The sequence below is a fragment of the Niallia sp. FSL R7-0648 genome (assembly GCF_038007005.1).
Classification (GTDB): Bacteria; Bacillota; Bacilli; order Bacillales; family Cytobacillaceae; genus Niallia; species Niallia circulans.
The window spans coordinates 471,892-496,566 of sequence record NZ_JBBOWE010000002.1 but is presented as its reverse complement, the minus strand read 5'-3'; the positions used below and the strand labels follow the sequence as shown (position 1 = coordinate 496,566).

The 24,675-nt window shown below is 39.6% G+C and carries 22 protein-coding genes, 3 rRNA genes and 2 other annotated features; all 25 genes read left to right on the top strand.

The genetic code is table 11. From position 1 onward, the window contains the following. Positions 1–74: 74 nt before the first annotated feature. Positions 75–1,622 (top strand): 16S ribosomal RNA (locus tag NSQ89_RS22475). 220 nt (positions 1,623–1,842) lie between these two features. Then, a 23S ribosomal RNA gene (locus NSQ89_RS22470) occupies positions 1,843–4,778 on the top strand. An 89-nt stretch (positions 4,779–4,867) separates the two neighbouring features. Continuing rightward, positions 4,868–4,984: ribosomal RNA gene (gene rrf, locus NSQ89_RS22465) — 5S ribosomal RNA — on the top strand. Together the 16S, 23S and 5S rRNA genes form the textbook arrangement of a ribosomal RNA operon. 344 nt (positions 4,985–5,328) lie before the next feature. After that, positions 5,329–5,790: a CtsR family transcriptional regulator gene (locus NSQ89_RS22460; RefSeq protein WP_047943688.1), complete on the top strand. Its 462-nt coding sequence runs from the start codon at positions 5,329–5,331 to the stop codon at positions 5,788–5,790. A 30-nt stretch (positions 5,791–5,820) separates the two neighbouring features. Continuing rightward, on the top strand, positions 5,821–6,369 hold the full coding sequence (locus NSQ89_RS22455) for a UvrB/UvrC motif-containing protein (RefSeq protein ID WP_047943689.1): 549 nt from the start codon (positions 5,821–5,823) through the stop codon (positions 6,367–6,369). Between the two features lies 1 nt (position 6,370). Beyond that, positions 6,371–7,438: a protein arginine kinase gene (locus NSQ89_RS22450; RefSeq protein WP_061800922.1), complete on the top strand. Its 1,068-nt coding sequence runs from the start codon at positions 6,371–6,373 to the stop codon at positions 7,436–7,438. A gap of 22 nt (positions 7,439–7,460) precedes the next feature. Then, complete coding sequence (gene clpC / locus NSQ89_RS22445; protein WP_061800921.1) at positions 7,461–9,914, top strand: ATP-dependent protease ATP-binding subunit ClpC; 2,454 nt, start codon at positions 7,461–7,463, stop codon at positions 9,912–9,914. Positions 9,915–10,052: 138 nt separating this feature from the next. Continuing rightward, a complete protein-coding gene (gene radA, locus NSQ89_RS22440) occupies positions 10,053–11,432 on the top strand; it encodes a DNA repair protein RadA (RefSeq protein ID WP_047943692.1) in 1,380 nt (459 codons plus the stop codon). Positions 11,433–11,806: 374 nt separating this feature from the next. Next, on the top strand, positions 11,807–12,880 hold the full coding sequence (locus tag NSQ89_RS22435) for a PIN/TRAM domain-containing protein (protein WP_047943693.1): 1,074 nt from the start codon (positions 11,807–11,809) through the stop codon (positions 12,878–12,880). 17 nt (positions 12,881–12,897) lie between these two features. Next, a complete protein-coding gene (ispD, locus tag NSQ89_RS22430) occupies positions 12,898–13,602 on the top strand; it encodes a 2-C-methyl-D-erythritol 4-phosphate cytidylyltransferase (protein ID WP_047943694.1) in 705 nt (234 codons plus the stop codon). Positions 13,603–13,647: 45 nt separating this feature from the next. Continuing rightward, complete coding sequence (gene ispF, locus NSQ89_RS22425; RefSeq protein WP_061800919.1) at positions 13,648–14,130, top strand: 2-C-methyl-D-erythritol 2,4-cyclodiphosphate synthase; 483 nt, start codon at positions 13,648–13,650, stop codon at positions 14,128–14,130. A gap of 96 nt (positions 14,131–14,226) precedes the next feature. Further along, on the top strand, positions 14,227–15,684 hold the full coding sequence (gene gltX / locus NSQ89_RS22420) for a glutamate--tRNA ligase (RefSeq protein WP_047943696.1): 1,458 nt from the start codon (positions 14,227–14,229) through the stop codon (positions 15,682–15,684). A 42-nt stretch (positions 15,685–15,726) separates the two neighbouring features. Continuing rightward, positions 15,727–15,965 (top strand) — a binding site (T-box leader). A gap of 257 nt (positions 15,966–16,222) precedes the next feature. Continuing rightward, entirely contained in the window at positions 16,223–16,873 is a 651-nt protein-coding gene (gene cysE, locus NSQ89_RS22415) for a serine O-acetyltransferase (protein ID WP_047943697.1), read from the top strand. Then, positions 16,873–18,273, top strand: a complete 1,401-nt coding sequence (gene cysS / locus NSQ89_RS22410; RefSeq protein ID WP_095259478.1) for a cysteine--tRNA ligase — start codon at positions 16,873–16,875, stop codon at positions 18,271–18,273. The genes cysE and cysS overlap by 1 nt, the downstream gene beginning before the upstream one ends. A gap of 3 nt (positions 18,274–18,276) precedes the next feature. Continuing rightward, positions 18,277–18,684 carry a Mini-ribonuclease 3 gene (locus NSQ89_RS22405; RefSeq protein WP_047943699.1) on the top strand — a complete coding sequence of 136 codons (408 nt, stop codon included), beginning with the start codon at positions 18,277–18,279 and terminating at the stop codon, positions 18,682–18,684. Between the two features lie 11 nt (positions 18,685–18,695). Next, positions 18,696–19,439, top strand: a complete 744-nt coding sequence (gene rlmB / locus NSQ89_RS22400) for a 23S rRNA (guanosine(2251)-2'-O)-methyltransferase RlmB (RefSeq protein WP_047943700.1) — start codon at positions 18,696–18,698, stop codon at positions 19,437–19,439. A gap of 2 nt (positions 19,440–19,441) precedes the next feature. Continuing rightward, positions 19,442–19,951: an NYN domain-containing protein gene (locus NSQ89_RS22395; protein ID WP_061800915.1), complete on the top strand. Its 510-nt coding sequence runs from the start codon at positions 19,442–19,444 to the stop codon at positions 19,949–19,951. 70 nt (positions 19,952–20,021) lie between these two features. After that, positions 20,022–20,681 carry an RNA polymerase sporulation sigma factor SigH gene (gene sigH / locus NSQ89_RS22390; RefSeq protein WP_047943702.1) on the top strand — a complete coding sequence of 220 codons (660 nt, stop codon included), beginning with the start codon at positions 20,022–20,024 and terminating at the stop codon, positions 20,679–20,681. Between the two features lie 102 nt (positions 20,682–20,783). Next, positions 20,784–20,927 carry a 50S ribosomal protein L33 gene (rpmG, locus tag NSQ89_RS22385; protein WP_047943703.1) on the top strand — a complete coding sequence of 48 codons (144 nt, stop codon included), beginning with the start codon at positions 20,784–20,786 and terminating at the stop codon, positions 20,925–20,927. Between the two features lie 43 nt (positions 20,928–20,970). Beyond that, entirely contained in the window at positions 20,971–21,153 is a 183-nt protein-coding gene (gene secE / locus NSQ89_RS22380) for a preprotein translocase subunit SecE (protein WP_047943704.1), read from the top strand. A 171-nt stretch (positions 21,154–21,324) separates the two neighbouring features. Continuing rightward, positions 21,325–21,858 carry a transcription termination/antitermination protein NusG gene (gene nusG / locus NSQ89_RS22375; protein ID WP_016204544.1) on the top strand — a complete coding sequence of 178 codons (534 nt, stop codon included), beginning with the start codon at positions 21,325–21,327 and terminating at the stop codon, positions 21,856–21,858. A gap of 167 nt (positions 21,859–22,025) precedes the next feature. After that, positions 22,026–22,451, top strand: coding sequence for a 50S ribosomal protein L11 (gene rplK / locus NSQ89_RS22370; RefSeq protein ID WP_031537888.1), 426 nt, complete (start codon positions 22,026–22,028; stop codon positions 22,449–22,451). A gap of 114 nt (positions 22,452–22,565) precedes the next feature. After that, positions 22,566–23,255, top strand: a complete 690-nt coding sequence (gene rplA, locus NSQ89_RS22365) for a 50S ribosomal protein L1 (RefSeq protein WP_047943705.1) — start codon at positions 22,566–22,568, stop codon at positions 23,253–23,255. A gap of 56 nt (positions 23,256–23,311) precedes the next feature. Next, positions 23,312–23,463, top strand: a sequence feature (ribosomal protein L10 leader region). Positions 23,464–23,495: 32 nt separating this feature from the next. Then, complete coding sequence (rplJ, locus tag NSQ89_RS22360; RefSeq protein WP_047943706.1) at positions 23,496–23,996, top strand: 50S ribosomal protein L10; 501 nt, start codon at positions 23,496–23,498, stop codon at positions 23,994–23,996. Positions 23,997–24,050: 54 nt separating this feature from the next. Continuing rightward, positions 24,051–24,410: a 50S ribosomal protein L7/L12 gene (gene rplL / locus NSQ89_RS22355; protein WP_047943707.1), complete on the top strand. Its 360-nt coding sequence runs from the start codon at positions 24,051–24,053 to the stop codon at positions 24,408–24,410. The last annotated feature ends 265 nt before the right edge of the window (positions 24,411–24,675 follow it).

Sequence of the window (24,675 nt, the reverse complement as noted above, 5' to 3'; positions counted from 1 at the left end):
TCGTTTTATAACGAATGTTGTAAAACAAAAAAAGTAATAAAAGGCTAGAGTTTAGCAATGAGCTAATCAACTCTTTATTGGAGAGTTTGATCCTGGCTCAGGACGAACGCTGGCGGCGTGCCTAATACATGCAAGTCGAGCGGACTTTAAAAGCTTGCTTTTAAAGTTAGCGGCGGACGGGTGAGTAACACGTGGGCAACCTGCCTGTAAGACTGGGATAACTTCGGGAAACCGGAGCTAATACCGGATAATCCTTTTCCTCTCATGAGGAAAAGCTGAAAGACGGTTTACGCTGTCACTTACAGATGGGCCCGCGGCGCATTAGCTAGTTGGTGAGGTAACGGCTCACCAAGGCGACGATGCGTAGCCGACCTGAGAGGGTGATCGGCCACACTGGGACTGAGACACGGCCCAGACTCCTACGGGAGGCAGCAGTAGGGAATCTTCCGCAATGGACGAAAGTCTGACGGAGCAACGCCGCGTGAGTGATGAAGGTTTTCGGATCGTAAAACTCTGTTGTTAGGGAAGAACAAGTACAAGAGTAACTGCTTGTACCTTGACGGTACCTAACCAGAAAGCCACGGCTAACTACGTGCCAGCAGCCGCGGTAATACGTAGGTGGCAAGCGTTGTCCGGAATTATTGGGCGTAAAGCGCGCGCAGGCGGTCCTTTAAGTCTGATGTGAAAGCCCACGGCTCAACCGTGGAGGGTCATTGGAAACTGGGGGACTTGAGTGCAGAAGAGAAGAGTGGAATTCCACGTGTAGCGGTGAAATGCGTAGAGATGTGGAGGAACACCAGTGGCGAAGGCGACTCTTTGGTCTGTAACTGACGCTGAGGCGCGAAAGCGTGGGGAGCAAACAGGATTAGATACCCTGGTAGTCCACGCCGTAAACGATGAGTGCTAAGTGTTAGAGGGTTTCCGCCCTTTAGTGCTGCAGCAAACGCATTAAGCACTCCGCCTGGGGAGTACGGCCGCAAGGCTGAAACTCAAAGGAATTGACGGGGGCCCGCACAAGCGGTGGAGCATGTGGTTTAATTCGAAGCAACGCGAAGAACCTTACCAGGTCTTGACATCCTCTGACACTCCTAGAGATAGGACGTTCCCCTTCGGGGGACAGAGTGACAGGTGGTGCATGGTTGTCGTCAGCTCGTGTCGTGAGATGTTGGGTTAAGTCCCGCAACGAGCGCAACCCTTGATCTTAGTTGCCAGCATTCAGTTGGGCACTCTAAGGTGACTGCCGGTGACAAACCGGAGGAAGGTGGGGATGACGTCAAATCATCATGCCCCTTATGACCTGGGCTACACACGTGCTACAATGGATGGTACAAAGGGCAGCAAAACCGCGAGGTCGAGCAAATCCCATAAAACCATTCTCAGTTCGGATTGTAGGCTGCAACTCGCCTACATGAAGCTGGAATCGCTAGTAATCGCGGATCAGCATGCCGCGGTGAATACGTTCCCGGGCCTTGTACACACCGCCCGTCACACCACGAGAGTTTGTAACACCCGAAGTCGGTGGGGTAACCTTTTGGAGCCAGCCGCCTAAGGTGGGATAGATGATTGGGGTGAAGTCGTAACAAGGTAGCCGTATCGGAAGGTGCGGCTGGATCACCTCCTTTCTAAGGAAAATGGAATTTACATTCCATCAAAGATTGTTGACGATTTGATTGTTCAGTTTTGAGGGAGCAATTCCTCAAAATGATAGGCTGAATAAGCCTGATTGTTCCTTGAAAACTAGATTATGAAAAGTAAGAACCAAGAAAGAAACCGAGTAATCGCCATCTTAGATTCTTTATTTTAAATAGAAGAATTAAAAAAACTAAGGCTTTTAAGCCAATTAGTTAAGTTAGAAAGGGCGCACGGTGGATGCCTTGGCACTAGGAGCCGATGAAGGACGGGATTAACACCGATATGCTTTGGGGAGCTGTAAGTAAGCTTTGATCCAGAGATTTCCGAATGGGGAAACCCTCTATCCGTAATGGGATAGAATCTTTACCTGAATACATAGGGTACTGAAGGCAGACCCGGGGAACTGAAACATCTAAGTACCCGGAGGAAGAGAAAGCAAACGCGATTCCCTGAGTAGCGGCGAGCGAAACGGGATTAGCCCAAACCAAGAGGCTTGCCTCTTGGGGTTGTAGGACACTCTATATGGAGTTACAAAGGAACGGGGTAGACGAATCGATCTGGAAAGGTCAGTCGTAGAAGGTAAAAACCCTGTAGTCGAAACTTCGTTCCCTCTTGAGTGTATCCTGAGTACGGCGGGACACGAGAAATCCCGTCGGAAGCAGGGAGGACCATCTCCCAAGGCTAAATACTCCCTAGTGACCGATAGTGAACCAGTACCGTGAGGGAAAGGTGAAAAGCACCCCGGAAGGGGAGTGAAATAGATCCTGAAACCGTGTGCCTACAAGTAGTTAGAGCCCATTTATGGGTGATAGCGTGCCTTTTGTAGAATGAACCGGCGAGTTACGATTACATGCGAGGTTAAGTTGAAGAGACGGAGCCGCAGCGAAAGCGAGTCTGAATAGGGCGAAATAGTATGTGGTTGTAGACCCGAAACCAGGTGATCTACCCATGTCCAGGGTGAAGTCCAGGTAACACTGGATGGAGGCCCGAACCCACGCACGTTGAAAAGTGCGGGGATGAGGTGTGGGTAGCGGAGAAATTCCAATCGAACTTGGAGATAGCTGGTTCTCTCCGAAATAGCTTTAGGGCTAGCCTCAAGATTTAGAGTATTGGAGGTAGAGCACTGTTTGGACTAGGGGCCCCCATCGGGTTACCGAATTCAGACAAACTCCGAATGCCAAATACTTATTCTTGGGAGTCAGACTACGAGTGATAAGATCCGTGGTCAAGAGGGAAACAGCCCAGACCACCAGCTAAGGTCCCAAAGTATACGTTAAGTGGAAAAGGATGTGGAGTTGCTTAGACAACCAGGATGTTGGCTTAGAAGCAGCCACCATTTAAAGAGTGCGTAATAGCTCACTGGTCGAGTGACTCTGCGCCGAAAATGTACCGGGGCTAAACGTATCACCGAAGCTGTGGATTGACATCTATGATGTCAGTGGTAGGAGAGCGTTCTAAGGGCGTTGAAGCTAGACCGTAAGGACTGGTGGAGCGCTTAGAAGTGAGAATGCCGGTATGAGTAGCGAAAGATGAGTGAGAATCTCATCCACCGAATGCCTAAGGTTTCCTGAGGAAGGCTCGTCCGCTCAGGGTTAGTCGGGACCTAAGCCGAGGCTGAAAAGCGTAGGCGATGGACAACAGGTTGATATTCCTGTACCACCTTTAAATCGTTTGAGCAATGGGGGGACGCAGGAGGATAGGGTAAGCGTGCTGTTGGATTAGCACGTCCAAGCAGTTAGGCTGGTAATGAGGCAAATCCCATTACCACATAAGCGGAGCTGTGACGGCGAGGGAAATATAGTACCGAAGTTCCTGATTCCACACTGCCAAGAAAAGCCTCTAGCGAGATTTAGGGTGCCCGTACCGCAAACCGACACAGGTAGGCGAGGAGAGAATCCTAAGGTGAGCGAGAGAACTCTCGTTAAGGAACTCGGCAAAATGACCCCGTAACTTCGGGAGAAGGGGTGCTCTTGCGGGTGCAAGCCTGCGAGAGCCGCAGTGAATAGGCCCAGGCGACTGTTTAGCAAAAACACAGGTCTCTGCGAAGCCGCAAGGCGAAGTATAGGGGCTGACACCTGCCCGGTGCTGGAAGGTTAAGAGGAGGGGTTAGCACGTTAGTGCGAAGCTCTGAATTGAAGCCCCAGTAAACGGCGGCCGTAACTATAACGGTCCTAAGGTAGCGAAATTCCTTGTCGGGTAAGTTCCGACCCGCACGAAAGGTGTAACGATCTGGGCACTGTCTCAACGAGAGACTCGGTGAAATTATAGTACCTGTGAAGATGCAGGTTACCCGCGACAGGACGGAAAGACCCCGTGGAGCTTTACTGCAGCCTGATATTGAATTTTGGTACAGCTTGTACAGGATAGGTAGGAGCCTTGGAAGCCGGAGCGCCAGCTTCGGTGGAGGCATTGGTGGGATACTACCCTGGCTGTATTGACATTCTAACCCGCACCCCTGATCGGGGTGGGAGACAGTGTCAGGTGGGCAGTTTGACTGGGGCGGTCGCCTCCTAAAAAGTAACGGAGGCGCCCAAAGGTTCCCTCAGAATGGTTGGAAATCATTCGTAGAGTGTAAAGGCACAAGGGAGCTTGACTGCGAGACCTACAAGTCGAGCAGGGACGAAAGTCGGGCTTAGTGATCCGGTGGTTCCGCATGGAAGGGCCATCGCTCAACGGATAAAAGCTACCCCGGGGATAACAGGCTTATCTCCCCCAAGAGTCCACATCGACGGGGAGGTTTGGCACCTCGATGTCGGCTCATCGCATCCTGGGGCTGTAGTCGGTCCCAAGGGTTGGGCTGTTCGCCCATTAAAGCGGTACGCGAGCTGGGTTCAGAACGTCGTGAGACAGTTCGGTCCCTATCCGTCGTGGGCGTAGGAAATTTGAGAGGAGCTGTCCTTAGTACGAGAGGACCGGGATGGACGCACCGCTGGTGTACCAGTTGTCTTGCCAAAGGCATCGCTGGGTAGCTATGTGCGGAAGGGATAAGTGCTGAAAGCATCTAAGCATGAAGCCCCCCTCAAGATGAGATTTCCCATAGCGCAAGCTAGTAAGATCCCTGAAAGATGATCAGGTTGATAGGTCAGAGGTGGAAGCGTGGCGACATGTGGAGCTGACTGATACTAATAGATCGAGGACTTAACTAAAATAATCTTAGCGTAAGCTAAGAAAGATTACTCATTCTTTCTTTTACTTCATAATCTAGTTTTGAGGGAATAACCTCAAAAATAAATAGTCTGGTGGCGATAGCGAGAAGGTCACACCCGTTCCCATACCGAACACGGAAGTTAAGCTTCTCAGCGCCGATGGTAGTTGGGGGTTCTCCCCCTGTGAGAGTAGGACGTCGCCAGGCTGCCAAAAAGTTCTAAAAGCGTTAAGCTTTTAGGGCTTTTTTTATTGCTTTTATCGATAAATGACTTTCTTTCAATTCCCCCATACTATGTAAAAAAGCCTCTCTTTTTTATCACACTAAAAGATATACATTACACAAATTATTAAACTTGAAAATTGCAATAAATCAGACTATAGTTAATATAATCTTTAAACATATGCTTTTTCTTCCATGAAAGAATGGGGATAGCAGGTTTGGAATAACTAAAAAATGGGAAAATTAATAAAACGTCTTCCTTGCTAAATAATATTTTTATCGTGTATAATTATAGTCAAATATAGTCAAAGTCAGAAGGGGGAGGCTTGGTGAGAAATATTTCGGATATAATTGAGAATTACTTAAAAGAAGTATTAGAAATGAGCGAAAAATCATTAGTAGAAATAAAACGAAGTGAAATCGCTGATAAATTTGAGTGCGTACCATCACAGATTAATTATGTAATCAATACTCGTTTTACGATAGAAAAAGGGTATGTGGTGGAAAGTAAACGTGGTGGCGGTGGTTTTATTCGAATTATGAAAGTCCAAACATATGATCATGCCCATTTAATTGACCAATTACTATCCCTTATTCAAAGTCGGATACCTCAAAATAGTGCAGAAGATTTAATTCTTCGATTAGTAGAAGAAGATGTTATCAATAAGCGAGAAGCGAAGATAATGTTAAGCGTAATTGATCGTTCTGTATTATATTTAGAATTACCATATAGAGATGAATTAAGAGCAAGATTATTAAAGGCGATGTTAACTTCATTAAAATATAAATAATATCCCTGTGCATAAATTGAGGTGAGGATTATGATGTGTTCCGAATGTAATCAAAGACCAGCTACTTTACATTTTTCTAAAAATATCAATGGCAAAATAACAGAGTTTCATTTGTGTGAGCATTGTGCAAAGGAAAATGGTGATATATTTATGACGAATGGCTCATCTGGTTTATCTTTGAATAGTTTATTAGCTGGGTTATTAAATATAGAGCCAAGTTTTCAACATATCACAGAAGATACCTATAAGAGACAGCAGCCTTTACAGTGCAAAGAGTGTAATATGACATTTTCTCAATTCAGGAAATTGGGTAAACTAGGTTGTCCTCATTGCTACGATACATTTAAAGACCAGCTGCTGCCATTTATAAAGCGGCTCCATGGTGGGAATATTGAGCACAAAGGAAAAATTCCAGAGCGTATTGGAGGCCATTTTCTCATTAAAAAGGAAATTGAGCAGTTGCGAATAGAGTTAAAAGAACTAATAAACAACGAAGAATTTGAAAAGGCAGCAGTCATTCGAGATGAAATAAAAGATAAAGAAAAGCAGTTAACTTCTTTTACTGAGGGAGGGGAGTAACGTGTCTTTAGAAAAATTTATAAGTAAAGCACGAACTTCATGGATGTGTTCCGATGGTCCTGATTCTGAAATCGTTCTTACCTCTCGAATCCGATTAGCAAGGAATATAGAGGGCGTGAAATTTCCTCTTTTATTTTCAAAAGAAGAAGCTGAGAATGTGATTCAACAGGTTGAGGGTGCAATCATAAATGAGTCCAATCAACCTTTTGGTCAATTGGAACTTCTTTCGATGAATAATTTAAATACATTGGAAAAAAGAGTCCTTGTGGAGAAACATTTAATTAGTCCTCAGCTGGCAGAGCAGTCTCCTAATGGAGCAGCCATCTTATCAGAGGATGAAGAAGTAAGTATTATGATTAATGAGGAAGATCATATTCGTATTCAGTGTATAAAGCCTGGTCTTCAAATAGAAGAAGCGATTAAAGAAGCTAATACAATTGATGATTTATTAGAAAAAAAGGTCAATTATGCTTACCATGTAGAAATGGGATATCTGACAAGCTGTCCAACTAATATCGGAACAGGATTAAGAGCTTCTGTTATGATGCATCTACCGGGAATGGTATTAACCCAGCAAATGAACCGAATTATTCCAGCGATTCAACAGCTTGGATTAGTAGTTAGAGGAATCTATGGAGAAGGCAGCGAAGCCCTCGGAAATATTTTTCAAATTTCTAATCAGATAACACTAGGTAGATCAGAAAAAGACATCATCGAGGAACTAAAAAGCGTTGTTACTCAATTAATTGAGCAAGAAAAAGAAGCAAGGAATGCATTAGCGCAAACCTCAAACATACAATTAGAAGATAGGGTTTTTCGTTCATACGGTATACTGTGTAATAGTCGTATTATGGAAACAAAGGAAGCAGCTAAATGTCTATCCGATGTTCGGTTAGGAATTGATATGGGATATATAAAAAATATATCGAAAAGCATCCTGAATGAATTAATGATTCTTACCCAGCCTGGATTTTTACAACTATATGCTGGAGAAGAGATGAATCCAAATGAACGCGATATTCGTCGTGCAGTCTTAATAAGAGAAAGATTAAAATTGGAAACAGAATAGAGATTCTAAGGAGGATGAAAGTATGATGTTTGGCCGATTTACAGAAAGAGCGCAGAAAGTATTAGCACTTTCCCAGGAAGAAGCAATTCGATTAGGTCACAATAATATTGGTACAGAGCATATCTTATTAGGATTAGTTCGTGAAGGAGAGGGAATTGCTGCAAAGGCATTGCAAGCACTTGGATTAGGTGCTGAAAAAATCCAAGAGGAAGTAGAAAACTTAATTGGTCGTGGTCAAGATTCAACGCAAACCGTACCACATTATACACCAAGAGCAAAAAAAGTGATTGAACTATCCATGGATGAAGCAAGAAAATTAGGTCACTCATATGTGGGCACAGAACATATTCTTTTAGGCTTAATTCGAGAAGGTGAAGGGGTAGCTGCCAGAGTATTAAATAATTTAGGTGTAAGCCTAAATAAAGCGCGTCAACAAGTCCTCCAGTTGCTTGGCAGTAGTGAATCAGGAAACCATCCAGGCGGCTCTGCTGCTAGTGCTAATACACCAACGCTTGATAGTTTAGCTCGAGATTTAACTGCTATTGCAAGAGAAGGAAGTCTTGATCCTGTTATAGGGAGAAGCAAAGAAATCCAACGTGTTATTGAAGTATTAAGCAGACGGACAAAAAATAATCCTGTATTAATAGGGGAACCTGGTGTTGGTAAAACTGCTATTGCGGAAGGTCTTGCACAACAAATTGTTCAAAATGAAGTTCCAGAAATTTTGAGAGATAAACGTGTAATGACATTAGATATGGGAACAGTTGTTGCTGGTACGAAATACCGTGGTGAATTTGAGGATCGCTTGAAAAAGGTGATGGATGAAATTCGCCAGGCTGGTAATATCATTCTTTTCATTGATGAGCTGCATACATTAATCGGTGCAGGTGGTGCAGAAGGTGCTATTGATGCTTCAAATATTCTAAAGCCATCCTTAGCTAGAGGAGAGCTTCAATGTATTGGTGCCACAACATTAGATGAATATCGTAAATATATTGAAAAAGATGCAGCGTTAGAAAGAAGATTCCAGCCGATCACGGTTGATGAACCTACTAGTGATGAATCTATTCAAATTTTAAAAGGCTTAAGAGACCGTTATGAGGCGCACCATCGGGTATCAATTACAGACGATGCAATTGAAGCAGCTGTAAAATTATCTGATCGCTATATTTCAGATCGTTTCTTACCAGATAAAGCAATTGACTTAATTGACGAAGCTGGTTCTAAGGTTCGATTAAGATCTTATACAACTCCACCAAACTTGAAAGAATTAGAAGTGAAGTTAGAAGAAGTACGTAAAGAGAAGGATGCTTCTGTGCAAAGTCAAGAGTTCGAAAAGGCTGCTTCTTTACGGGATACAGAACAAAGATTAAGAGAACAGTTAGAAGAAACGAAGAAAAATTGGAAAGAGAAGCAAGGACAAGAAAATACAGAGGTGACAGTAGAAGATATTGCGAGTGTAGTATCTAGCTGGACTGGAATCCCTGTATCTAAGCTTGCGCAAACAGAAACCGATAAATTACTGAACATGGAAAATATCCTTCATAATCGCGTAATTGGTCAAGAAGAAGCAGTTATTGCTATTTCTAAAGCAGTAAGACGTGCAAGAGCTGGTTTAAAAGATCCGAAGAGACCAATAGGTTCCTTTATTTTCCTTGGTCCTACTGGGGTAGGGAAGACTGAACTTGCTCGAGCGCTGGCAGAGTCCATGTTTGGTGATGAAGATGCCATGATCCGTATTGATATGTCTGAATATATGGAGAAACATTCTACTTCTAGATTGGTTGGATCTCCTCCTGGTTATGTAGGATATGAAGAAGGCGGACAATTGACAGAGAAGGTTAGAAGAAAACCATATTCTGTTGTTCTTTTAGATGAAATTGAAAAAGCGCATCCCGATGTATTTAATATTTTACTTCAAGTGCTGGAGGATGGCCGTCTAACAGATTCGAAAGGAAGAACGGTTGATTTCCGAAACACTGTATTAATTATGACTTCCAACGTTGGAGCTTCTGCATTAAAACAAAATAAATATGTTGGATTTAATGTGCAAGATGGAGATCAAGATTATAAAGATATGAAGGGCAAAGTAATGGAAGAGCTGAAAAGAGCATTCCGTCCAGAGTTCTTAAACCGTATCGATGAAACAATCGTTTTCCATGCATTAGAGAAGAAGCATTTAAAAGAAATTGTTACTTTAATGGCAGATCAGTTAGTTAAACGTCTAACAGAACAGGATATTCAATTGACTATCACAGAAGCGGCCAAAGAAAAAATTGCGGAAGAAGGCTATGATCCGGAGTATGGAGCGAGACCACTTCGTCGTGCAATACAAAAACATATAGAAGATCGATTATCTGAAGAACTTCTAAAGGGCACAGTATTAACTGGTCAGCAAATTGAATTGGATGTCGAAAATGGTGAGTTTACTGTGAAGGTGAACGGTGCAGAGCCAGCGGTAAATCTACAAAAATAATACCAAGAACAATTATAAAGTGACACACGTATTACAGCTTTACGTGTGTCCTTTCTTTATTTAAGATAAAATAGAAAAAATTAAATATCTATTGTTTGGGTTGGAGACGTTAGTAATAAAAGGGGAAGGAGGCTGAATATGGCCAAAAGAAAAACAAAGTTTCTTTGCCAGGAATGTGGATATGAATCAGCAAAATGGATGGGGAAATGTCCTGGTTGTGGAAACTGGAATACAATGGTGGAAGAAGTAGAGAAGAGTGCTGTTCAAAGAAAAGGTGCGTTTGCTCACACTGCAGCTAGTACTGTTGCAGCAAAGCCTATTCCTATAACAAGCATTGAAACGGTTAATGAGCCAAGAATATATACCGACTTAATGGAGTTAAACCGTGTTCTTGGCGGAGGAGTCGTGCGTGGTTCTCTTGTATTAATAGGTGGAGATCCCGGGATTGGAAAATCAACGCTTCTTTTACAAGTATCCTCGCAGTTAGCACATAAGAAACATTCTGTCTTATATGTTTCTGGAGAAGAATCGCAAAAGCAGACAAAGTTAAGAGCAGACCGATTGGGTGTAGTTTCCGATCATTTGCTTGTGTATTCAGAAACCAATCTAGAGGAAATAAGTAGAACCATTGAAAATACGAATGTGGAATTTGTGGTTATTGATTCGATTCAGACAATCTATCATCCGGAGGTCACCTCTGCCCCAGGAAGTGTTTCTCAAGTTAGAGAATGTACAGCAGAATTAATGCGGATAGGAAAAACAAAAGGAATAGCAATCTTTATTGTAGGACATGTCACAAAGGAAGGATCGATTGCAGGACCAAGATTATTGGAGCATATGGTTGATACTGTACTGTATTTTGAAGGAGAAAGACATCATACATATCGTATTTTACGCGCTGTAAAGAACCGTTTTGGCTCTACTAATGAGATGGGTATTTTTGAGATGAAGGAATTTGGACTGGAAGAGGTAGAGAATCCCTCTGAAATTTTCTTAGAAGAGCGATCACAGGGTGCCGCTGGTTCCACTGTTGTAGCATCAATGGAAGGAACAAGACCAGTTCTGGTTGAAATCCAAGCATTGATTTCACCGACTAGTTTTGGGAATCCACGAAGGATGGCAACGGGCATAGATCATAATAGAGTGCCGTTGTTAATGGCGGTATTAGAAAAAAGAGTTGGTATGTTATTGCAGAATCAAGATGCTTATTTAAAAGTAGCTGGTGGTGTAAAACTAGATGAGCCTGCCATTGATTTGGCGATTGCTGTAAGCATTGCCTCGAGTTTTAGAGATAAACCGACAAGAGCAACTGATTGTATTATTGGGGAAGTTGGCTTAACTGGAGAAGTTAGAAGAGTATCCCGTATTGAGCAAAGGGTGCAGGAGGCTGCTAAATTAGGTTTTGAGCGTGTTATTATTCCAGCTAATAATTTAAGTGGTTTGAAGGCTCCAAAGGGCTTAGAGGTCGTTGGCGTTCATACGGTTGCGGATGCTTTAAAAGCGGCTTTAGGTGATTAGCTTTTTGGAAAAAATACATTGATGTGAATTTTTAGTTGTGTTAAAATGTAATATTTAATTATTTGACTTGCGTTTATTTTTAATGCTAATCTAGTTTTATAAATAAAATAGGTATTTATCTCTTTGTCTGTGTTATATTTCCATTTTTGTAAGGGTTTAAGGATTTTTGCTGAGTTATTATTAAATGTTTCTATTGAATATAGATAATCGGGCATTATTTCCCGAGCAATGGAAAAAGGGCATTTTTAACACTAGTATATGACATAGTCATCATATCTATAAAAATAACTTTTTCATTACAAATAAAAAATTCCTGTAATATTAGGTTTCAAAACTGGGAATTTGTTTATAATGTGAAAGAGGAGGTGGAAGTATTGTTAAAACGCATTGTTCAAGTTTGTTTTTTAATTATTGGAGGAACAATCGGGTTTTTATTTATTCCTGATTTATTCTCGGTAATGTCTATCGATCATGATCTTATTAATAACGCATATGTGTCTGCAATACTTGGTGCCATTATTTTTTATCTTATTACTTTTTGGGCGATTGATTATATTGTTAACTTTATTAAGTTTTTAGAAGAATCAATTGTAAAGGCTCCGATAACGGATATAATTTTCGGTAGTCTTGGAATAGGATTTGGGTTAACTCTAGCCTTTTTAGTAGGCTATGCATTAACATCTGTTCCTGTGCTTAATACTGTCGCTCCAATCCTTTTATCATTACTTTTTGGATATTTAGGCTTTCAAGTTGGGTTTAAAAAGAGAGATGAGCTATTAACACTCTTCACAACTAGAAAGAAGAAGGTAGTGGAAGAGGAACCCACAAAAGTTGAGAAAAGTAATTTAAAAATATTGGATACTAGTGTTATTATTGATGGAAGAATAGCTGATATTTGTCAAACAGGTTTCCTGGAGGGCACAATTGTTATTCCGCAATTTGTACTGGGAGAACTTCAGCATATAGCAGATTCATCTGATGCGCTAAAACGTAATCGTGGACGAAGAGGGCTAGATATTCTAAATCGAATTCAAAAGGAATTAGCGATTAAAGTAGAAATTTACGAAGGTGATTTTGAAGATATCACGGAAGTAGATAGTAAACTAGTCAAATTAGCTAAATTAACAAATGGTGTTGTTGTTACAAATGATTTTAATTTAAATAAAGTTTGTGAACTGCAGAAGGTTGCTGTTCTTAATATTAATGATTTGGCAAATGCTGTAAAGCCAGTGGTTCTTCCAGGGGAAGAAATGAAAATACAAATTATTAAAGATGGAAAAGAACATAATCAAGGTGTTGCCTATCTAGATGATGGCACGATGATTGTAGTAGAAGAAGGTCGCAATTATATTGGAAAACATATAGATGTTCTCGTAACGAGCGTATTGCAAACGTCTGCAGGTCGAATGATCTTTGCAAAACCAAAATTATTAGAAAAAGCATTGTAAGAATAGGGGTTAGTTATATGACTTATGAAGTCATTATTCCGGCAGCAGGACAAGGGAAACGAATGGGACTAGGAAAAAACAAATTATTTCTTGAGCTAGACCGTTTACCAGTATTTATTCATACCTTAATTGTTTTCGAAAATGATCCAAACTGTAATGGAATTTGGTTGGTAGTTAGTTCAGATGATAAAAAAGAAATGAATGAACTAGTAAAAAAATATGCAATTACAAAGGTTATTGCTCTTATTGAGGGTGGTACAGAAAGACAGCATAGTGTTTACCATGCAGTAAAGGAATTATCGGACGATACAATTGTTCTTGTTCATGATGCGGCGAGACCTTTTATTCAAACAGAGCAAATAGCTAGATTAACAAAGGTTGCAGTAGAAAGCGGCGCAGCTGTTTTAGCAGTACCAATTAAAGATACGATCAAAAAAGTTGATGGTGATTTGGTAGTGGAAACAGTTGAGCGTTCAAGCTTGTGGGCGATTCAGACCCCACAAGCTTTTCGCGTTTCCATTTTAAAAGAAGCACATGAAAAGGCGATTGTCGATACATATATAGGTACAGATGATGCTAGTTTGGTGGAACGATTAGGACAAGCTGTTCAAATCGTAGAAGGAAACTATGACAATATTAAATTAACGACACCAGAAGATTTATACTTTGCCGAAGCAATTGTGGCAAAGCGAAAAGAAAATATAGCAGATAGTAATAAATAAGTTTTGAAAAGTTTTAACATAAGCAAATGAATGGAGGAGTTAAAGATGTTTCGCATAGGACAAGGGTTTGATGTTCATCAATTAGTAAGTGGAAGGCCACTGATTATCGGAGGGATAGAGATACCATATGAAAAGGGTCTTCTAGGACACTCTGATGCAGATGTTTTACTACATACGATTGCTGACGCTTGTTTGGGTGCTATTGGTGAAGGAGATATCGGAAAACATTTTCCTGATACAGATGAAGCCTTTAAAGATGCTGATTCTGCAAAATTATTGCAGCATGTATGGCAAATAGTAAAGGAAAAGGGTTATGAATTAGTGAATGCTGATTGTACGATAATGGCTCAACAGCCGAAAATGGCGCCACATATTCAAGCAATGCAAGCGAGAATTGCAGAATTGCTGGAGACAGAACAAGATAATATTAATGTAAAAGCAACAACAACAGAGAAATTAGGATTTACCGGAAGAGGAGAAGGGATTGCTTCCCAAGCAGTTGTATTGCTCCAAAAAAGAAATGTATAAATGATAACCAATTATAGAGGCGAACACCTTTTAAAGGAAAAAGCAAAGTGATAGAATAGATTAGAAAAAAGCGTAAGTAATCAAGGAGGCACAAGCATGTCTAACGAAATTCGTGTTCGTTATGCTCCAAGTCCAACAGGGCATTTGCATATAGGGAATGCGCGTACAGCGTTATTTAATTATTTATTTGCACGTAGTCAAAGCGGAAAATTTATTATCCGAATTGAAGATACGGACAAAAAAAGAAATATTGAAGGTGGAGAAGAAAGCCAATTAAAATATTTAAAATGGCTTGGAATGGATTGGGATGAAAGTACGGATGTGGGTGGAGAATACGGTCCGTATCGTCAATCTGAAAGAAATGACATTTATAAGAAGTATTACACAGAATTACTAGAAAAGGGACTTGCTTATAAGTGTTACTGTACAGAAGAGGAAATTGAAGCAGAAAGAGAAGAACAAGTAAGTAGAGGGGAAACACCTAAGTACTCTGGCAAATGTCGTCATTTAACAAAGGAACAGCAAGCGGCATTAGAAGCGGAAGGAAGACAGCCGAGTATTCGAATTCGTGTTCCTGAAAATGTTGTTTATGAATTTAATGATATGGTTAAAGGAGAAGTTTCATTCGAATCAGCAACAATTGGCGATTATGTTATTGTGAAAAAGGATGGTACTCCTACCTATAATTTTGCAGTAGCAATTGATGATCATTTAATGGATATCACACATGTATTGCGTGGAGATGATCATATTACCAATACACCAAAACAATTAATGATCTATGATGCACTAGGTTGGGACAGACCTATTTTTGGACATATGACTTTAATCGTCAATGAAAGCAGAAAGAAATTGAGTAAGCGGGATGAATCCATTATTCAATTTATTGAGCAATATGAAGAATTAGGCTATTTGCCTGAAGCATTGTTCAATTTCATTGCTTTATTAGGATGGTCTCCAGAGGGAGAAGAGGAATTATTCTCTATAGAAGAATTTATCCGCATCTTTGATCCAGCAAGGTTGTCTAAGTCTCCTGCGTTATTTGATCAAAATAAATTAGCATGGATGAATAATCAATATATCAAAAAGGCTGATTTAGAAACGGTTGTTCGTCTAGCTGTTCCTCATTTAGAGAAAGCAGGCTTAGTAAGTGAAAATCGCTCAGCTGATGAAGAGGCATGGGTAAATAATTTGGTTGGTTTATATCAAGAGCAAATGAGCTGCGGTGCTGATATTGTAAACTTATCTACGTTATTCTTCAGTGATGAATTGCAATATGATGAAGAGGCAAAAGAGGTTTTAGCTGGTGAACATGTTCCGGCTGTAGTCCAAGCATTTAAAGAAGCATTAGCTGAAATGTCAGAGTGGAGTGCAGAGCAAATTAAAGCCGCTATTAAAGTGGTTCAAAAAGCTACTGGTCAAAAGGGCAAAAACTTATTTATGCCGATACGCGTGGCTACAACAGGTCAGACACATGGTCCTGATTTACCAAAAGCGATCGAGCTATTAGGTAAAGAAAAAATTGATGCGCGATTAACAGCATTAATTAGTTAACATTTTGGAGAAAATATAATATAGTAGTAGGAAAGCTATATAGAAAAAACGAAGATGAGGAAAAGTAAAAAAGGAGAAGCTTATTAGAGAGAATCATCACCCGGCTGAAAGTGATTCAAGTAACCTCTTTTTTGAAGTGCGCCTCAGAGTCCTGTATCGAAAAAGAATTTATTTTAGTAGATAGAGGCGGAACCTATCCGTTAACAGGGATGAGTGGAGATTATTGCTTAAAAGCAGTAATCTAAACAGAGTGGAACCGCGCCTAAATAAGCGTCTCTGTCTTTTAGACAGAGACGCTTTTTATATGGATAAAAAGCTTCGGTGAGATCAAGGGGAAGAGACGCAGTAGTTTTACTTTTTTGGCTGGAGTTTTGGGATAAAAATGGAGTAGTAAAAAATAGGGATTAAAATGTTTTTCTTGTATATAAGATATATAGACATTTAAAGGGAAACAGTGGTAAAGGAAATGACATCTTTTACGAGTGTGATGATTGCTAGAAAGCAGCATTGGAGTTGCAAAACAGGGGGGGAGATTTGTATGTTTCGGCGCATGAAAGAGGATATTGCTGTAGTGTTTGAACAAGATCCTGCTGCAAGGAGCTCGATAGAAGTTATTTTAACTTATTCTGGGTTGCATGCTATATGGTTTCACAGAATTGCTCATTTCTTTTTTAGACACAATCGTTTTTTCTTAGCAAGAGTTATCTCGCAATTTAGCCGCTTTATGACAGGGGTGGAAATACATCCAGGAGCAAAGATCGGCAATCGTCTATTCATTGATCATGGTATGGGTGTGGTGATAGGGGAAACCTGTGAGATAGGGGATAATGTCACTATTTTTCAGGGAGTAACGCTTGGGGGAACGGGAAAAGAAAAAGGAAAAAGGCATCCAACCGTTAAAGATAATGCTCTTATTGCCTCTGGTGCAAAAGTATTAGGATCTATTGTAATTGGGGAAAATGCCAAAATTGGTGCAGGATCAGTTGTATTAAAAGATGTTCCTGCAAATTCGACTGTAGTAGGTATTCCAGGAAGAGTTAAAGTACAAGATGGTATTAAAATAAAGAAAGACTTAAATCATTGTGATTTACCAGATCCGATTGCAGATCGACTGAAAGAAATGGAATTGGAAATTAGCTATTTAAGAGAACAACTAAAAGAATTACAGGAAGAAAGGAGTTATAAGTAATGCCTATTCAAATATATAACACATTAACACGAGCAAAGGAGGATTTTGTTCCGCTAGAAGAGGGAAAGGTAAAAATGTATGTATGTGGACCAACTGTCTATAACTATATCCATATTGGAAATGCTCGCCCAGCAATTGTCTTTGATACTGTGCGCCGTTATCTAGAGTTTCGTGGATACGATGTACAATTCGTATCTAATTTTACCGATGTAGATGATAAGTTAATAAAAGCGGCCAATGAGCTAGGAGAAACGGTGCCGGTTATCGCTGACCGCTTTATTGACGCATATTTTGAAGATGTTTCCGCGTTAGGCTGCAAAAAGGCTGATTCTCATCCGCGTGTAACAGAAAATATGGATATTATTATCGATTTTATTGCAGCATTAATAGATAAAGGGTTTGCTTATGAGTCAGATGGTGACGTGTATTATCACACTAGAGCTTTTGATGGATATGGAAAGCTTTCTCATCAATCTATTGATGAACTTCGCTCAGGTGCAAGAATTGCAGTTGGGGAGAAGAAACAAGATTCATTAGATTTTGCCCTATGGAAGAAGGCAAAAGATGGCGAGATTTTCTGGGAGAGTCCTTGGGGGAAAGGGCGTCCAGGCTGGCATATTGAATGCTCTGCGATGGTGCGCAAATATTTAGGTGATACAATTGATATCCATGCAGGTGGGCAGGACTTAGCATTTCCACATCATGAGAATGAAATTGCTCAGTCTGAAGCATTAACAGGTAAGACCTTTGCTAATTATTGGATGCATAATGGTTATATTAATATTGATAATGAAAAGATGTCTAAATCATTAGGGAATTTTATTACTGTAAACGATATTATTAAGATTCATGATCCACAAGTGTTAAGATTCTTTATGCTTTCTGTGCATTACCGTAATCCAATTAATTATAGCGAAGAAGTATTGGAAAATACGAGAGCAGGGTTAGAGAGAATCAGAACATCTTATGAAAATTTAAAACATCGCAGTATCGCGAGTACGGATCTTACAGATACAAATGAGGAATGGATTGCAAAAATTACCGATCTTCGAAAACAATTTGTTGATAGTATGGATGATGATTTTAACACAGCGAATGGTATTTCTGTTCTTTTTGAACTATCGAAGCAAGCAAATTATTACCTGCTTGAAAAAACCACCTCTCCTGCTGTTATTCATGCTTTTATGAATGAGTTTGAAGAATTATTTGCAGTGCTTGGTTTATCTTTATCTGCGAATGAGGAATTATTAGATGATGAAATCGAGGCGCTAATAGAAAAAAGAACGCAAGCAAGAAAGGATAGGGATTTTGTGCTTGCCGATCAAATTAGGGATCAATTAAAAGCAATGAACATCATTTTAGAAGACACCGCACAAGGTATACGATGGAAAAGAGGGTAAAAGATGCTCCTCTATGATAAAAAAGTAGATGAAAAACAATTGAACAGCCTTGCCCTTGCTTATATGGGCGATGCTGTTCTTGAAATATATGTAAGAAGGCATTTATTGTATAGCGGAAAGGTGAAGCCTAATCAACTTCATCGAGAAGCGACAAAATATGTTTCAGCGAAGGGACAGGCAAAGGTAGTGCATGGTCTTTTGGAAAAAGGATTTTTCTCTGAAGAAGAGATTGCGGTATTAAAGCGAGGGCGAAATGCGAAATCAGGCACAATTCCTAAAAATACCGATGTGCAAACCTACCGATATAGTACTGGTTTTGAAGCGGTTTTGGGTTATTTATATTTAGCGAAGCGAGAAGAGCGTCTTGAGGAAATAATCAAAGCTGCTTTTTCTATCATTGAAAGCAAATAGGAGGAGCAAAAGTGTCAAGTGACTTTATTGTTGGAAAAAATGCTGTTATTGAAGCGTTAAAATCAGAAAGAGATGTAAATAAAATACTTATTGCGGAAGGTTCCCAAAAAGGTCAAATGCAAACAGTAATTGGTTTAGCTAAACAAGCAAATGTGCTTGTTCAGTTTGTTCCTAAAAAGAAATTGGATAGCTTAGTAGACGCAAATCACCAAGGTGTAGTAGCACAAGTTGCTGCTTATCAATATGCTGAAATAGATGATTTATTTGCACTAGCAGAAAAGAAGCAGGAAACGCCTTTTTTCTTGTTGCTTGATGAAATTGAGGATCCTCATAACTTAGGATCCATCATGCGAACGGCTGATGCGGTGGGTGCTCATGGAATTATTATTCCACGGAGAAGAGCGGTTGGGTTAACAGCTACAGTTGCAAAGGCATCTACTGGTGCTATCGAGCATATTCCCGTTGCACGAGTAACAAATATGGCAAGGACGATAGAGGAACTTAAAACGAGAGGAATATGGATTGCAGGAACGGATGCAAAAGGAAGTGAAGATTATCGCAAATTTGATGGAACGATACCATTAGGATTAGTGATTGGCAGTGAAGGAAAAGGCATGGGAAGATTGATTAAGGAAAAATGCGATTTTCTTATTCATTTACCAATGGCTGGAGCTGTTACGTCTTTAAATGCTTCTGTTGCAGCGGCACTTTTAATGTATGAGGTATATCGGAAACGCCATCCGCTTGAGGGATAATAATGGACATTCTTATTGTTGACGGCTATAACATTATTGGTGCTTGGCCAGAATTAAATGCACTAAAGAATAGAGACCTTGCAGCAGCAAGAGATGCTTTAGTAGCGAAAATGGCAGAATATCAGGGCTATTCCGGATACAGAGTAATGGTTGTTTTTGATGCATACTATGTAAAAGGCACAGAGAAAAAATATAAAGATTACAAGGTGGAAGTCATTTTTACCCGTGAAAATGAAACGGCTGACGAGCGTATCGAAAAACTAGCTATTGAACTAAATAACAGAAAAACACAAATTCATGTTGCAACTTCAGATTTTACAGAGCAATGGGCTATTTTTGGACAAGGTGCCCTGCGGAAATCAGCGCGCGAATTATTGTTAGAAATGGCTGGGATGGAACAGGAAATCGGAAAGAAAGTAAAAAAAATTAAAGAAAAAAAACCAGCTGCAAAGATTCCGCTTTCAAGAGAAGTGGAAGAAATTTTCGAAAAATGGCGACGTGGAGAGAAATGAGTTGTTGACGCTCAAAAAAAGGCTAGAGTATAATGGATTTATCCATGATTGCACGGTCGGGGGGATCTGTATGAGTACTGACAGCTGGACTAAGAGTAACAAGTATATTGGAAATTATATGGAACTTGAAGATGAAGTGTTGGTGGAATTGGTGCATCAAGGGGAAAGTGATGCTTTGGATTATTTAATTCAAAAGTATCGTAACTTTGTGCGAGCTAAAGCCAGATCCTATTTCTTAATCGGAGCGGACAAAGAAGATATTGTGCAAGAGGGAATGATCGGCCTTTATAAGGCAATACGCGATTTTAAAGAGGACAAGCTTTCTTCCTTTAAGGCATTTGCTGAATTGTGTATAACAAGACAAATCATTACTGCGATCAAAACGGCCACTAGGCAGAAGCATATTCCTTTAAATTCTTATGTCTCTTTGGACAAGCCCATTTACGATGAAGAATCTGATCGAACGTTAATGGATATTATCTCTGGAGCAAAGGTTCTTGATCCAGAAGAATTGATCATTAATCAGGAAGAATATGATCACATTGAGATCAAAATGTCTGAATTATTGAGTGATTTAGAAAGAAAAGTATTGTCTCTATATCTTGATGGTCAATCCTATCAAGAAATTTCTGAGGAATTGAATAGGCATGTGAAGTCTATTGATAATGCCCTTCAGCGGGTGAAAAGAAAATTGGAGCGGTATTTAGAAATAAGAGAATTCTCGCTATAAGCGTAAAAGGTTGAAATAGCAAATATTTACTGATATTGACATCTTACGCCTGTCCATGATACAGTTTGAGAAGATATAAAGGACGTAGTAGGTGTAGGTCGAATGAGAAAAAAGATTGTATTAGCATGTGAAAAATGTGGGTCAAGAAATTATTCTACTGTGAGTAACAATGGTACAGAACGTTTAGAAGTAAAGAAATTTTGTCAAAATTGTAATGCTCATACTGTTCATAAAGAAACAAAATAATGATTTTGGATAATGCCCGCTCTTAAAGATGGAGGTAACAAAAATGCAAAGTGCTGTTAAGTATTTTCGTGAAGTTGGTAGAGAATTAAAGAAAGTTAGCTGGCCGAAAAAAAAGGAGTTAACTAATTATACACTCACAGTCCTTGTGACAGTTGTCTTTTTTGCTATCTTCTTTGCTGTTGTTGATTTAGGAATTTCCGAACTTATTCGTTTAATACTTGAATAACAGTTGTCTACTCATGGTATAATGGTAAAACGATAGGAAACATTTACAAAAGCCCGGTAACGGGTTTTTTCATTTGCTGAAAAATAAATGACTTGTTCCTTACAGATACTATAAAAAACAGCACGAAAAAAATAATGTTGCAGGGAGGGACGGACGAAGTAGTCCTCTTTTATGGAAAAAAACTGGTATGTAGTGCATACGTACTCTGGATATGAGAATAAGGTGAAAGCTAATTTAGAAAAACGGGTAGAAACAATGGCGATGCAAGATAAAATTTTTCGCGTGGTTGTACCTGAAGAAGAAGAAACAGATATCAGAAACGGTAAAACAAAAGTAGTAAAAAGAAAAGTATTCCCAGGTTATGTGTTGGTAGAAATTGTTATGACCGATGATTCTTGGTATGTCGTACGTAATACCCCTGGTGTAACTGGATTCGTTGGTTCCGCTGGGTCTGGATCAAAACCAACGCCGCTTTTACCAGAAGAAGTCCAAGTAATTCTGAAAAGAATGGGCGTAGAAGAACAAAGAATTGAAATTGAGTTTGAATTAGGAGAAACAGTAAAAGTAAATGAAGGTCCATTTGCTAATTTCACTGGTACAGTTGAGGAAATTGATAAGGATAAAGCAAAGGTTAAAGTACTAGTAAATATGTTTGGTAGAGATACTCCTGTAGAGCTCGATTTTACACAAATTGAAAAATTTTAACTAGAAAACTTGAAATGGTATTGAAAAAGTGTTACTATTTCATAGGTCAGTATATCTCATAAAGAGATAAGATATTGTCAAATTTCTTTATTTCATATAAAGACGATAAGTTGAGTGGGAGGGGAAACCCCTATTACCACATCACGGACTTTAAGGAGGTGTGTCTCGTGGCTAAAAAAGTAATTAAAGTTGTTAAATTGCAAATCCCAGCAGCTAAAGCGAATCCGGCACCACCAGTTGGTCCTGCATTGGGTCAAGCTGGCGTAAATATTATGGGATTCTGTAAGGAGTTTAACGCTCGTACAGCTGAACAAGCTGGTTTAATCATTCCTGTTGAGATTACGGTTTTCGAAGACCGTTCATTTACATTTATTACAAAAACTCCACCTGCTGCAGTTTTACTTAAAAAAGCAGCTGGTATCGAGTCTGGTTCTGGTGAACCAAATCGTAATAAAGTAGCAACTGTTAAGCGTGATAAAGTACGCGAGATTGCTGAAACAAAAATGCCTGATTTAAATGCAGCTAGTGTTGAATCTGCTATGCGCATGGTTGAAGGTACTGCCCGCAGCATGGGTATTGTTATTGAAGACTAAACCTATATATGGTTAGTGTTGATTAAGGTTGTGACGACGGTGAATCTTTAGTCGCAACCTTTATTCGTGGGAGGTAATTCCGCTAAAACCACAATTCAAGGAGGAAATATAGTTATGGCTAAAAAAGGTAAGAAGTATTTAGAAGCTATCAAACTTGTTGATCGTACTAAAGCTTACCCAATTCAAGAAGCAATTGAGTTAGTGAAAAAAACTAGCACTACAAAATTTGATGCATCAGTTGAAGTTGCTTTCCGTCTAGGAGTAGACCCTAAGAAAGCAGACCAACAAATCCGTGGAGCAGTAGTTCTTCCAAACGGTACTGGTAAAACTCAACGCGTTTTAGTTTTCGCTAAAGGTGAAAAATTAAAAGAAGCAGAAGCAGCAGGTGCAGACTATGTAGGCGATGCTGAATATATAAATAAAATCCAACAAGGTTGGTTTGATTTTGACGTAATCGTTGCAACTCCAGATATGATGGGTGAAGTTGGTAAACTTGGTCGTGTATTAGGACCTAAAGGTTTAATGCCAAACCCTAAAACTGGTACAGTTACATTTGATGTAACAAAAGCAGTTAACGAAATCAAAGCTGGTAAAGTAGAATACCGTGTAGACAAAGCTGGTAACGTACATGTTCCAATCGGTAAAGTTTCTTTCGATGAAACTAAACTAGTTGAGAACTTCAAAACTATCTTTGATACAATGTCAAAAGCAAAACCAGCTGCTGCAAAAGGTACTTACATGAAGAACGTATCTGTTACTTCAACAATGGGACCTGGCGTAAAAGTAGATCCATCTACTGTTTGATAAAAATTGGTATTTGACAAAATAAGATGGATAGCATATACTTCATCTTGTTGAAAAAATAAATAACATTTGTACCGTAGACAGTAGGTGCTAATTTTTTAGCTTAATTCCCTGCCGAGGTAATACGATAGATTATTTGATCAGTTGTGAGAACGACTATTGTATACACCTCCATGTCTGAAAGATATGGAGGATTTTATTTGTCGGTATGAATGTAGAAATTCTACAGGAGGTGTAAAGATGAGCAGCGTAATCGAACAAAAGAAACAAATAGTATCTGATATTGCGGAGAAATTCAAAGCAAGTAAATCAACTATCGTTGTTGACTACCGTGGTTTGACTGTTTCAGAAGTAACTGAACTTCGTAAACAACTTCGTGATGCAGGAATCGAGTTTAAAGTTTTCAAAAACTCTTTAACTCGCCGTGCTGCAGAATCTGTTGAATTAGCAGGTTTAAACGAATCCTTAACTGGTCCAAACGCTATTGCGTTCAGTAATGAGGATGTTGTTGCACCAGCAAAAATTCTAAATGACTTCGCTAAAAACCATGAAGCATTAGAAATTAAAGCGGGAGTAATCGAAGGGAACTTAGCAACAGTTGAAGAAGTAAAAGCTCTAGCTGAACTTCCATCACGCGAAGGTTTACTTTCTATGTTACTCAGCGTTCTTCAAGCACCAATCCGCAACCTTGCTCTTGCTACAAAAGCAGTTGCAGATCAAAAAGAAGAACAAGGCGCATAATCTTTTATACGGAAACGTATCATAAAACCCCAAAAAACAAGGAGGAAACATATAATGTCTAAAGAACAAATCTTAGAAGCAGTTAAAAATATGACTGTTTTAGAATTAAACGATTTAGTAAAAGCAATTGAAGAAGAATTTGGAGTAACTGCTGCTGCTCCTGTAGCTGTAGCTGCAGGTGGCGGAGAAGCTGCTGCTGAAAAATCTGAGTTTGATGTAGTTCTTGCATCTGCTGGAGATCAAAAAATCAAAGTTATCAAAGTTGTACGTGAAATCACAGGTCTTGGTCTTAAAGAAGCAAAAGAACTTGTTGACAACACTCCAAAAGCAGTTAAAGAAGGAGCTTCTAAAGAAGAAGCTGAAGAAATCAAAGCTAAACTTGAAGAAGTTGGAGCTAACGTTGAAGTTAAGTAATGTTAGTTAAAAAGAAGCTCGCTATTTTAGCGGGCTTTTTTTTCCTGAAAGTGAGAAGGACTTAAGAAAAGTTAGCCGCAATTTACCAAGTTAGAAGTGAAATATGAACTGCTGGGAGAATTATCTTCTAAGGAGTCTCTAAATAAGCTACTGTTGGTATATGATAGCTTTAGGATAAGTCGTCTGCGCTTTTTTATTGATTACAATCTAAGTTTTGTAGTCAATCCTCAAGTAGTCTTCCTTAAATAAATTCTCCTAAGGAGGT